Source organism: Micromonospora sp. NPDC049903, assembly GCF_044460945.1.
GTDB lineage: Bacteria > Actinomycetota > Actinomycetes > Mycobacteriales > Micromonosporaceae > Micromonospora.
On the sequence record NZ_JBITKL010000019.1, the window covers coordinates 117,245 to 127,890 of the forward strand.

Below are 10,646 nucleotides of genomic sequence, written 5' to 3' on the forward strand. Positions count from 1 at the left end.
CCGTCAGCGCGGTTCGGTTGCCTGATCCGCCATGGCCGGACCGGCCAGCCACTGACCGAGGCGTATCGGGTCGGGGGCCGGTCCGCCGGCGGCCCGGACAGCGCAGTGCAGCGCGAAGGGAATCTCCGGACGGGTATGCCACGGTTCGTCGGCGGGTGCTTCGCACCGTCGACACGCCAGCGTCAGGCCGAGCCAGCCGCCCCGGTCGTCGGGGTCGGCGGCGATCTGCTCGCGGTATGCCTCGACAGCCGCCGCGAAATCGCCCCGTGCGTACGCGTGATCCCCGGGTGTGCCCGGCAAGTCGGTCCGGTCACGTTCCCCGGGCTGGGCGCAGGTGCCGGCCGGGCGAGCAGGTGCGGCCATCCGCTGTAACGCCAGGTCGAGGCGGACGTTGCGGGCCAGTGCCCGGACGTCTGCCGCGGCCACGCGCACGGTCAACTGTTCCAGGGTTCCCGGTGCGGCCGGTTCTCCGCCCATCCATGCGTCGGCGAGGCGTCCGAGCTGTTCGGGGTCCAGCCGCAGGTTACGCAGCCGCCAGCCGGCCCAATGGTCTTCGGCGGCCTCCGCCGCCAGCCGATCGAGCTCCGCCGGCACCGGATCGGCCAGCCACGACTGCTGCGTCGCCCGCATCCCGTCGAGGAAGCGGCGCCCGTAGGCGTCGAACCGGCCGGACCGCTCGATCGACTGGAACGTACGCCACACCCGCTCGCGCCAGCGGGCGAACTCGAAGTGGGCGAATCGGGCCCGGGCCCCGGACAGCTCAGCGCGCTGAACTCGCCAGAAGTCAGTGACACCGAGGAACGCGTACACGCCTTGTAACAGTCCACCGAGGGGACGGGGGTCGTCCCGCCACGGCGCGTAGTGTCGGCGAACGGCGTCGTCGGTGTAGAGCGGGAACAGGTCGAGCAGCGCACCGAGCTTGGCGTGCTGGAACTCGTGCAGCAGGGACGAGGCGAAGCCGAGGTCGTCCCGCGGCAGCGTGAGCGACACCGACCCGAAGGCGTGCATGGAGGTGCCGTTCACGCCGTTGCCCGAGGCGGGCGGGGTGAGCGGCACGATGCTCAGCAGACCGGCGGCGATCGCCTCGGCGTAGCGGCGGTGGTGCTCGACGAGGAGATGCCAGGACGGGTCGAGTATCTGCTGCCACCGGTTCGCCTCGACGGCGCTGAGTCGGCCGGTCGCGTTGAGCCGGTGGGTGTCCCGGTAGGGGTCAAGGTCGTCGAGCCGGACGTCGAGGATGAGGCCGTCCCGCTCTGCCCGCAACCGGCGCAGCCCCTGCCAGTCGGGACCGTCGATGGCCGGATTAGCCGGCACGGCCACGGGTCCTACCCGGATGTCGCCGGACCGGCCGGCGACGACGACCCGACCGGGGCCGGTGCGCGCCCAGCCCAGTCCGGGCAGGTACACCCCGCCGTCGACGGCGGCCACCTCGATGGTGAAGTCCAGTCCGGCGCGGGCGGCCGCCGCGGCCGCGATCGCCGCGAGGTGATCGAGAGGGTCGGCACCATCGCCGATGGCACCGCGAGTCGTTCGCGAGGCCGTCACGACCCAGGCACCGAAGTGGGGTGCGGCGACGGCCTCGGTCACCACAGCCGGGTCGGCCCGCTGGGCGGCGGCCAGCAGGCGGTACGGCTCCGTCAGCCGGTCCGGTGTGGCGTCCAGGACGCCGCGTAGGAGCAGTAGCCGGCGGCTCACCTGCGCCGACCGCAGCGCGCGGATCGTGGCGGCGCCGCCGTGGCCGGCGGCCAGATCGTCGAACTGGTGTGCGTTCAGCGTGTGGGTACGGATCACGATTGCCGCCCTACGACCGATGCCGCGTCGCGGGTCGCGGTCAGTCGCTCGACGTCCGCGTGAACTCGGCGGGAGATGTGTCGGATCAACTCAAACAGGTCTGAGCAGTAGACCGACGGATTGCGGAAGCCGTTGTCCGCCCGGTACCGGTGCGGATAGTAGCCACCTCCGCAGACGCGGCGTACCGGGCAGGCGCGGCAGGCTTCGGCAAGCGACTCGATCCCGGCTTGCCGGTCGCGCGCCGCCCCGCGCGCCAGTGCCGCGTCGAACGAGTGCTCAAATACATTGAAAGGCGTGGATACTGCGCCCGGGTAGGTGGTGCGGAGGGTGTCGACCTGCTCCAACGCACCGTCGGTGTCGACCACGATCACACCGAGCGGACTCAACCCGATTGATTCGGACCGGCTCGCCCCACCGAGCAGCCCGGCGATTATCTCCCCGAAGAGCCGGACCTCGGTCTCCTGCTGCGGCGCCTGATACCAGCGGTCGAAGACAGCGATCAGCCACTGCCCGTAGGGCGCGCTGCTGTCTGCCGGGCGACCGGGCGGCGGGGCGGTCCAGTTGCCGTGCGGGAGGAGGAAGTCGATGACTCTCGGTGTCTGTTCGAGCAGCGCGGTGTACGTCTCGACCGGCGGGTTGTCCAAATCAATGACGCACAACAACCCGGCGTAGACGTCCGGATAACGGCGCAGTGCGGCAAGCCCTCGCAGGACCTTATCGTGGCTGGACCGTCCGTCGGCGTACCGGCGGTGGCGGTCGGTGGCGGCTCGACCGCCGTCCAGGCTCACGCCGATCCGGATGCCTGCCGAACGCAGCGCTTCGATCCGCCGCTCGGTCAGAAGCACACCGTTCGTCTGAACGGTGAACGTGACTTCCGGTCCCGGCTTGAGCGCGGCGCGGAGCCGGTCGGCAGTCCGGATGAGCGGTTCCACACCCGACAGCAACGGCTCGCCACCGTGGAACACGACGCGCACCCGGGGCAGCTGGTGAGTGGCCGCGTGCTCCGCGATCCGCTGGCAGGTTTGCGCCACCACCTCCTCCGGCATGGCGGTACTGCCCGCCGACCACGGATCTATCGAGTGATATAGATAGCAGTAATCGCAGTCGAGATTGCAGCGGCCGTTCATCTTGAGAACGAACTCGGAGAACGGAACGACCGGTTGGCCCGATTGCATTCGTCCGCTATCTTCCCGAGCGCCGGCGACCATGGCGACGGTCAGACAGCCGACTGAAACCCGGCGACCGCGTCCTGCGGTCGGTCGATCTCGTGCAGGACGCGGCGAAGGCTGCGGTTGATGGCCGTATCCGGCAGATCACGGAGGTCCGCAAGGCTGAGACCATTGATGTCCACCAGATCCGAGACCGGATCTCCGTCGGCGATCAGGCGCGCACCAGGCACGATCGGGCGGTGCTGGTCGGCGTCGCTCGACCCCATGCCGGCCTCCAGAAGGCAGGAATGACAACGATTTGCCCGTACCGGTGGACCCGCGAGCGCGGTAACGCTACCACTAGTACGGTCGATGGTTATCGCCGTCGTAGCTCCCTTGCGCAACACCGCCGGTACGGTCATCTCGGGTAGCTATCGATATGCTGAGGTAGTTTTCAGCCAGCTCAGCCTACTCCTCCCACTGCCCCACCGGCCCCGTTTTGCCCATTTTGCGTCAGTACCGGATCCGGCATGTCGACAGTCGCCTACCTGGTGGCGGACGTAGGTTCATGAGACCTGCACCCGCTACCTACGGCTGCTCATCGATGGCATGCGTGCCTCGCCGAAGGTGAGCGATCTGGGCACACCGGCGCCGATGTCGATGCGCTGCTGCGGCCCTACAAGAAGCCTTCTGGGTCGAAGCGTTCGAGGTCGATGATCCGTACCCGAGGAAGCATGGTGAAGCAGCCCGCGTCCAGTCGACCGGTCACTATTCGGCAAGGCCGAGCTTGTGACGGGCGTGGGCGCGAACGTCAGGGTCCGGGTCGTCAGCCAGTACGCGAAGGATCCGTAACGGAACGGGCGACCTGACGGAGAGCCACCAGCGCACGTGGACAGAGCGGTCAGTGGCCAGCCTCACCAGGTCCTCGTCTTCGAGTTCGACGACCTGCACGAGTGCCATCCGGACGTCTGTGGACCGGTCCCGGGCTAGGCGTCGGCGCTGTTCGCGGCTGGTGTTGGAATTCAGCGCGGCCTGCGCGCGTACTCTCGGGTCCGGGTCGTTGACCAGGTCCGCCAGGGCGTGGGCGGCGGTGGTAGCCGACGCCAGTGATCCGCGCACGGCCGGGGCCGGATCCCGCCGGAGCATGTCCACGACGGTCTCGTCCAGTGACTCGCTCCCGGCGAGGCGGTAGCGGACGTCCTCGTGCGCAGATCGGCAGATCGCCTCGTGCACGCTGCTGTCCGCGCGAGGGTTCTCCAATGCCGAGAAGCGAACGTGGAAGTCTGCGTCAGCGACCAGCACGACAAGCACGTCCGGATGGCAGTCGGGGTTCTCTGCCACTGCCATACGGACTTTGGCGTTCTCATCTGCCGCCAGCCGACGTGCCAGAGACGTCCGGAGACCGGCCCTGGCGGCGACAGCCCGTCTGACCCGAGGGTTCGGATCGCCGACGAACGCCTCGACAAGCCCGTCCGGGGTCTGCGGGTCACCCGCCATGGCCACCCGCGCCATGACGCCACGAGGAACCGGTCCGGAAGAAACGCCGGGCCGGCCACCTCTGGCCTGCCCTCGAGGGACGGTCACCAGTGTCCTCTTCCCTGAGCAGTACCCGACTCGCCACGCCACTCCGCTGACCAGGCATTCGGTTCACCGAACACAGCCACTACGTTGATCTCGACGCTACCGGCAGGTTGAGCCTCCAGACAGGCCCTCCCCCGCGCACGAGTGGCCATGCGTGACGGCGGCTACCGGGGTGGGTCCCGATCTGCTGCCGTGTGACCGAGACGAAGAAGCGGCGCATCTGCGGCAGGACATCATCCGAGCACTCCAGAAGAGGCACTGAAGTCCACACCCCTAGGTATGCGACCCGGAGGATGCCTGAGGCGTCAGTCGCTTGTCGAGCGATGACGTCGAGGACGGTCTCCACGCGTACACCGCAGGTTTGGCCTGCCTGAGGATCAGTCTTCCGGCTGGCAAGGCTCGGGCTGGGGCTTGTCCGTGGAGTCTGCTGCCAGGACTCCTCGGCGGCCCTGCGTGTCTTCCGCAGCAGACCCGGTAACGACCTCGCGGTCCCGGTGGGGAACGTCGGTGCCATACCGGGCGACCATAGTGCGGACGGCTTCGTCCACGACCGCTGTCGTGCGGGCAGGGGTCACCGTCCAGTCCGGCAGCAGAAGCCGCGGCCAGAACAGGTAGTTGGAGATCATCCCGAGGAACTGCGTTGTGGCCAACTCCGGGTCGGCGATGTCTGCGGCTCCCGCGTCGCGCTCGGCCAGGAGGTAGATCCGGACGTTCTCGAAGTACGGCAGTTTGCCCTGCGAGAAGTGCGCCTTGGCCAGTTCGGGAAAGCGTGGCAGTTCGGCGATGACGATGCGGAACAGGTCGGTCATCTCCGGCTGGCTCAACAGCATCGCGTAGTGCCGTCCGAGAACCGTCAGGCCGGTCGTCAGGTCCCCGGCGGGCGGCACGTCGGCGACGTCGTTCTTCGCCCACGAGTCGATGACGATGGCATCGAACAGTGCTGCCTTCGTCGGAAACTGCTTGAACAGCGTTGCTTTCGACACGCCAGCGCTGTCGGCGACACGCGCCAGGGATGCCCGGTCGTAGCCCGACTCGAGAAAGAGCTCGGTAGCGGCCTGCACGATGAGCGCGCGCTTCTCCTCCGCCACACGCTGGTGATAGGCCGACGGCGCAGGGGTCATGTAGCCATCATAGCGAGGTGAGTGGGTTGACTCACCACTCGCGGGAGCGTAGCTTCGGCAAGGTGAGTCGCTCGACTCACCACCCGGTCTCGGGTTGTCGTCTCGCATACGTACTCGGAGGATCTGATGTCCCGCTTCGCCGATCAGACCGTTCTCGTGACCGGCGGCACCGGTGGGCAGGGGGCCAGCCATGTTCGCGCCCTGCACGCCGAAGGCGCCAACGTCGTCATCGGTGCCATCAATGCCGAGCGCGGGGCTGACCTCGCCGCCGAGTTGGGAGACCGGGCGCGTTTCGTCCGCCTCGACGTCTCCCAGGAGGAGTCGTGGACCGCCGCCGTCGCGGAGACCGAGAAGGCCTTCGGCGCGCTCACGATCCTGGTCAACAACGCCGGGGTGCAGAACCCGCCGGCCCTCATCGAGTCCACCGACCGTGCTACCTGGGCTCGCATCCTCGACATCAACCTCACCGGCACGTTCCTCGGCATCAAGGCAGCCGCCCCGGCGCTGCGGCGCGCGGGAGGAGGAGCGATCATCAACATCGCCTCCACCATGGGCCTCGGCGGTACCGCCTTCTACGCGCCCTATGTCGCCAGCAAGTGGGCGATTCGCGGGCTCACTCAGACCGCTGCCCTCGAGTTGGGCCGCGACAACATCCGCGTCAACGCAATCCACCCCGGCGTGGTCGCCACCCCGTTCATCACCGAGCCGGCAGCCGGCGCCGATGCCCCGATCGCCGACTTCTACTCCCCCGAGCCCTTCGCCGTCCCGCGACTCGGGCAGCCCGCCGACATCACTGCGCTGCTGTTGTTCCTTATCTCACCCCACGCGACCTTCATCACCGGCGCCGAGTATGTCATCGACGGGGGACTGCTCCTCGGCCCCGCACTGCAGAAGGAAGCCGCATGAACCCCGCAGACCCGCATGGTGAGCGTCGCGCGCTCGACCCGCTGGCGCACCTGCCGCACGAGATCAGGCGCGCCATCACGATCATGCCTAGCCTCACGACCCTGGCACCATCAGGCCGACCCATCCAGACGACTGGGCCGCCTGCAGGCTGATGCGAATCACCTTCGACTGAGCCGCCTCGCATGCGCCGAAGCGGCGCCGGCCGTCGTCGGCCAGAAGCGCGTACCGACCCTCCATTCGTCATCGCGGCGGAGGCCAACATTTGGTCCTGCGGTCATCACGGCGCACTCCTTCCAGGCACAACGCCCGGCAGGCCAGGCCGGAAACACCGCTAGAGATCCATGTCCTTGTGTTACCTGGCGGAACCGAGGAGCCGGTGTCGTGAATCGCCGCAAGGGGGATCCCGGCTTCGGCGGCCGCGAGTGCGGAGCGGATCACTTCCAGCAGCCGGCCGATCCAGTTCGTAGCTCGCTCGCCACCGGCGGACCAGTAGGCGGAGTCGAAGTCGGGCGTCGCCGCTCGCGAGCAGCGCCTGCGCCATCTGCGGGTGTCGGGTGCACTTGGCGCGCAGCAGGATGGTCATGACGGCCAGACGTGCGCAGCCCAGTCGGCGCGGCGGGTGCCTGCTCGGCGAGTTTGCCGGCGTCGTATCCGCGCGGTGCGGTAGCGATCTGATCTTCTCCGGGCGCACGCCCGCGTGCCTGGCCGTGTGCCGGCACCGCTCGGGGTCTCGGCCAGGCTGGTACGCCTGCGGCCGCTACAGATCGCGCACGGTGAGCATGGGAGCCCGGCTCGATGCTCGTGATGAGGCGGCGTAGCGTCCTCGTCGTGGCAGGTCGTCGACATTCGGAACACGGGCCCGAAGGCTTCCTGGCTGCAACGGCCGATCAGGCACGTCTTGTGCTCGATGCCGAAGAGGGCTGGCCTACCTACGACGCGGGCCTCGAGTTCCAAGGGCTGGCCGTGAGGGCGATGATCCAGACCCCTGCAGGCGATTATCTGCCCGACATACCGACCGCGCTCAACCTCATCTGGGGAGCGCTGACAGATGAGATGGACGCCCCTGGCAGGGGATCACCGGAGCAGGACGCCGCTGCAGTCCGACACATGAAACAGGCGGCAGTCGAATGGCTAGCCGTCGTCGATTCGCCCGTCGACAGGGCGACCTACCTTGATCGTTGGGTACACGAGGAGTGCGGCTACCGACGGAGCCTCTAAACCGTCGACATCCCACAACCAGCGAGAAAATCACCGGTGAGACGCGGCTGTGAGCCAACCACCTGCAGCAGACCGTGACGCCCGCTCGACGGCATGAGCGGACGTCTCATTGGTCTGGGTGTCCGGTCGTCAGGTGGATGTGACGTAGCCCCGGGCTGAAGGTGGCGACGTGATCAGCGGTGCCGTGGTGTGCGCGCGACGGTGTGAAGCGCCCTTCGGTGACGGCGACGTCGTAGGAGCCGCCGTGGGGGTACTCGGCCAGGGTCCCGGTCACGTGATGCGCGGCTGCCCAGGCCAGTCCTGCCTCCCGCGTGTCGAACACACCGGCGGCGTGCCGCGCCCGATCCCCCTGGAAGATCCAGACGGTCGACCTCAGCGGGCTGACCTGATCGACGGTGGGCCTGCGATGCAGGCCCTCGGACGTGAACGAGAACGAGTCGGGAAAGTCGCCAGGCAGGTGACGGACGGCGAGCACCACGGCTTCGGGATGCGCGCCCGGCACATCGCTCTCGGGTGCACTGCGCGCGACAGCGTTGCCCAGGTGGAAGCAGATCAGGTCATCGCCGCGGCCGGCGGTGGTGTAGGCAAGGGTCTTGGCGTGCAGCCGACCGGTCGCACCGATCCACAGCGACGGCGCTCCGAACGTCTCGACGACCTCGGACACCGTGCGGTCCCGCGCCACCCACCCCACGATGCCCTCGCGCAACTGCCCCCACTGCGCATCCGACAGTGCCCGGTCGAGGTCAAGCCAGCCGAGACGATGGGCGATCTCTGCGTAGACGGAGGCCGTGGCATCACGCACGCCGTCAGCGGGCAGGACAGTGCGGTAGGCACCCATCACACCCGTCGCCCCGAACGCGCCACGCTCGCGTAAACGGTCGCACTCCGCCCACCAGCGGCGCAGGCTCCCGTCCACGGCGGCCATCGCTTCCAGCACAAGCCGCTCGGCCAGCTCGTCCCTGCCGTACATCCCAGGACGACGAAGCACACCGTTCACCTGACGGCGATGGTGCTGACGTGCCCTGCCGAGCACGGCCTCGGAGTGCTCCTGGCTGCTCATCGCGGCCGATCATGACATACCGGCGCGACCTGAGAAATCCGGTCATCGGCAGTTCGGCACGTTGGCCGGACCGAAGTCCGGCCATACGGCGTGACAGCAGCAGTTAGCGCGCCCGCTCGGCGGCATGAGCGTCCGTTGTCGCCGTCGCCATAGTTTCCTGATGCAGGGAGACAGAATTGCGGCTGCTGCGCGGAAAACGCTGAGTTACGGTGCTTCGATGCAGGCGTATGCGGTCCAGCGGGCGACACAGGCAGCCATGTCGATCGCCTCGTCCCTCGGCCTGACCGCCCACGACGCCGCCGTCCTGCACAACTCGAACAAACTCACCCTTCGTTTGCAACCCTGCGACGTCCTGGCACAGGTGGCACCCGCGGCGCACCAGAGCGCCCAGCTCGAAGTGGACACCGCACAGCGACTGTTCGAGGTCGGGAGCCCAGTGGCCGCGCTGAAAGCACCCGAGGTCTTCGTCCGGGACGATCACGTGGTCACTCTGTGGACCTACTACGAATCGGTGACTAATCAAGCGATCCCACCTGCGGACTACGCCAGAGCACTCGAACGTCTGCACGCCGGAATGCGGCGGGTCGACCTGCCCACCCCGCACTTCACGGACCGGGTTTCCGAGGCCCACACGCTCGTGGCGGACCACGACCGCACGCCGAAGCTGGCCGACGCGGACCGGACCTTTCTCGCCAGCACGTTGGACCGCCTGCACCGCATAGTCAGCGATAGCGGCCGACCCGAACAACTCCTGCACGGCGAACCTCACCCGGGCAACCTACTCGCGACCCCGACCGGCCTGCTCTTCATCGACTTCGAGACGTGCTGCCGGGGGCCGGTCGAGTTCGACCTGGCCCACGCACCCGACGAAGTCGGAGACCTCTACCCAGGCGTCGACCACCACCTGCTCCGAGATTGCCGAACCCTCATGCTGGCGATGATCACCGCGTGGCGCTGGGACCGCGACGACCAGTTCCCCGACGGCCACCGGCTCGGCATCCGCTGGCTGAGCGAACTCAAGAAGGCGACGGCTCGGTAGGTGACGAAGCACTGTCATCGGCACGACCGGGACGGCTTCGGTGCTGCGGTCGGTTACTCAGCGCACCGCCGTTCGGTGGGCAAAGCGCGGGTCTCGTCGTTCAGTTCGCAAAGAGCGTCTCTCGCTGCGGCGGGTCGAGGACATTCCGTAGCGCGATGATGTTCCGGCGCCATTGCTGCCCTTTCGCGGCATCGTTCCATTCGACGGCACGCCAGGAAGACGCTGCGAGGACGTTATCGAGGGCGTCGACGGCCAGCCCTCTCAGCGAGTTCGGGAACTGCGGCATCGGCGTGGACGGGCCGTAGACGGGGCAGGTAGCTTCGCCTCCCGGGCATTGCGCAGCGATGAGGGCGGCTGCGGCTACGGCCTTCGGGATGCCCATGTCGACGTCGTCGTTTGCCGTGACCACACGGTCGAGCACCCTGCCGACCATCTCGATGCGTACGTCCTCCGCCACGACATCCAGGTCGCCGGCGAAGTCCGCGGCGTCGTCGTTGTCGAAGGGGCCTACGTCCCAGAAGCCCAAAGCCGTTACCCCCGACTGATGTTTTCGCGATCTTCGGCCAGCTCGATGCTGGTCGTAAACCCGCACGGTCTTCGGCCAATCCGTAGCCGAGGGATCGGCTTGTCCACGTGAATCGTCCTTCCTGCGTCCGGCTGACTCGGGCGCGTTGCCGACTAACGTCTTTAGTACTCCAACGTCACTTGGCCTGTCTGCGCTGGTAGTGGGATCGGCGGGCTCGGGCTTGGGATGTTCGTCGCCAGATTGACCAGTGCAGGGT

Annotated in this window: 10 protein-coding genes; 3 read left to right on the top strand and 7 right to left on the bottom strand. The window is 67.9% G+C overall.

Annotated elements, in window-relative coordinates; all coding sequences use genetic code 11:
• Window positions 1-3 precede the first annotated feature (3 nt).
• The 5 genes from ACIBO1_RS24350 to ACIBO1_RS24370 all read right to left on the bottom strand — a co-directional run bounded on the left by ACIBO1_RS24350 (window position 4) and on the right by ACIBO1_RS24370 (window position 5,641).
• Window positions 4-1,791, bottom strand: coding sequence for an HEXXH motif domain-containing protein (locus tag ACIBO1_RS24350; RefSeq protein ID WP_396750323.1), 1,788 nt, complete (start codon window positions 1,789-1,791; stop codon window positions 4-6).
• On the bottom strand, window positions 1,788-2,999 hold the full coding sequence (locus ACIBO1_RS24355) for an FxsB family cyclophane-forming radical SAM/SPASM peptide maturase (RefSeq protein ID WP_396750325.1): 1,212 nt from the start codon (window positions 2,997-2,999) through the stop codon (window positions 1,788-1,790). The genes ACIBO1_RS24350 and ACIBO1_RS24355 overlap by 4 nt, the downstream gene beginning before the upstream one ends.
• Window positions 3,000-3,007: 8 nt before the next feature.
• On the bottom strand, window positions 3,008-3,361 hold the full coding sequence (fxsA, locus tag ACIBO1_RS24360; protein WP_396750327.1) for an FxSxx-COOH cyclophane-containing RiPP peptide: 354 nt from the start codon (window positions 3,359-3,361) through the stop codon (window positions 3,008-3,010).
• 346 nt (window positions 3,362-3,707) lie between these two features.
• Window positions 3,708-4,451 carry a hypothetical protein gene (locus ACIBO1_RS24365; protein WP_396750329.1) on the bottom strand — a complete coding sequence of 248 codons (744 nt, stop codon included), beginning with the start codon at window positions 4,449-4,451 and terminating at the stop codon, window positions 3,708-3,710.
• 446 nt (window positions 4,452-4,897) lie between these two features.
• On the bottom strand, window positions 4,898-5,641 hold the full coding sequence (locus ACIBO1_RS24370; RefSeq protein WP_396750331.1) for a TetR/AcrR family transcriptional regulator: 744 nt from the start codon (window positions 5,639-5,641) through the stop codon (window positions 4,898-4,900).
• Window positions 5,642-5,767: 126 nt separating this feature from the next.
• On the opposite strand from ACIBO1_RS24370, the gene ACIBO1_RS24375 reads away from it, so the two are divergent.
• Window positions 5,768-6,547, top strand: a complete 780-nt coding sequence (locus tag ACIBO1_RS24375; RefSeq protein WP_396750333.1) for an SDR family NAD(P)-dependent oxidoreductase — start codon at window positions 5,768-5,770, stop codon at window positions 6,545-6,547.
• 828 nt (window positions 6,548-7,375) lie between these two features.
• Complete coding sequence (locus tag ACIBO1_RS24380; protein ID WP_396750335.1) at window positions 7,376-7,765, top strand: hypothetical protein; 390 nt, start codon at window positions 7,376-7,378, stop codon at window positions 7,763-7,765.
• Between the two features lie 106 nt (window positions 7,766-7,871).
• On the opposite strand, the gene ACIBO1_RS24385 is transcribed toward ACIBO1_RS24380, so the two are convergent.
• The gene (locus tag ACIBO1_RS24385; protein WP_396750337.1) at window positions 7,872-8,825 is read right to left on the bottom strand and encodes a hypothetical protein; all 954 of its coding nucleotides are present in this window, start codon (window positions 8,823-8,825) and stop codon (window positions 7,872-7,874) included.
• 160 nt (window positions 8,826-8,985) lie between these two features.
• On the opposite strand from ACIBO1_RS24385, the gene ACIBO1_RS24390 reads away from it, so the two are divergent.
• Window positions 8,986-9,864: a phosphotransferase family protein gene (locus ACIBO1_RS24390; protein WP_396750339.1), complete on the top strand. Its 879-nt coding sequence runs from the start codon at window positions 8,986-8,988 to the stop codon at window positions 9,862-9,864.
• Between the two features lie 100 nt (window positions 9,865-9,964).
• Here the strand turns inward: ACIBO1_RS24390 and ACIBO1_RS24395 are convergent, their stop codons facing one another.
• Window positions 9,965-10,390 carry a DUF4259 domain-containing protein gene (locus ACIBO1_RS24395; protein WP_396750341.1) on the bottom strand — a complete coding sequence of 142 codons (426 nt, stop codon included), beginning with the start codon at window positions 10,388-10,390 and terminating at the stop codon, window positions 9,965-9,967.
• Window positions 10,391-10,646: the final 256 nt, after the last annotated feature.

Excerpts from the sequence above, each read along its gene's own strand:
- ACIBO1_RS24365 (WP_396750329.1), bottom strand. The coding sequence starts at position 4,451 with ATGGCGCGGGTGGCCATGGCGGGTGACCCGCAGACCCCGGACGGGCTT.
- ACIBO1_RS24390 (WP_396750339.1), top strand. The coding sequence starts at position 8,986 with ATGCAGGGAGACAGAATTGCGGCTGCTGCGCGGAAAACGCTGAGTTAC.
- ACIBO1_RS24355 (WP_396750325.1), bottom strand. The coding sequence starts at position 2,999 with ATGGTCGCCGGCGCTCGGGAAGATAGCGGACGAATGCAATCGGGCCAA.
- ACIBO1_RS24375 (WP_396750333.1), top strand. The coding sequence starts at position 5,768 with ATGTCCCGCTTCGCCGATCAGACCGTTCTCGTGACCGGCGGCACCGGT.
- ACIBO1_RS24385 (WP_396750337.1), bottom strand. The coding sequence starts at position 8,825 with ATGAGCAGCCAGGAGCACTCCGAGGCCGTGCTCGGCAGGGCACGTCAG.
- fxsA (WP_396750327.1), bottom strand. The coding sequence starts at position 3,361 with ATGACCGTACCGGCGGTGTTGCGCAAGGGAGCTACGACGGCGATAACC.
- ACIBO1_RS24370 (WP_396750331.1), bottom strand. The coding sequence starts at position 5,641 with ATGACCCCTGCGCCGTCGGCCTATCACCAGCGTGTGGCGGAGGAGAAG.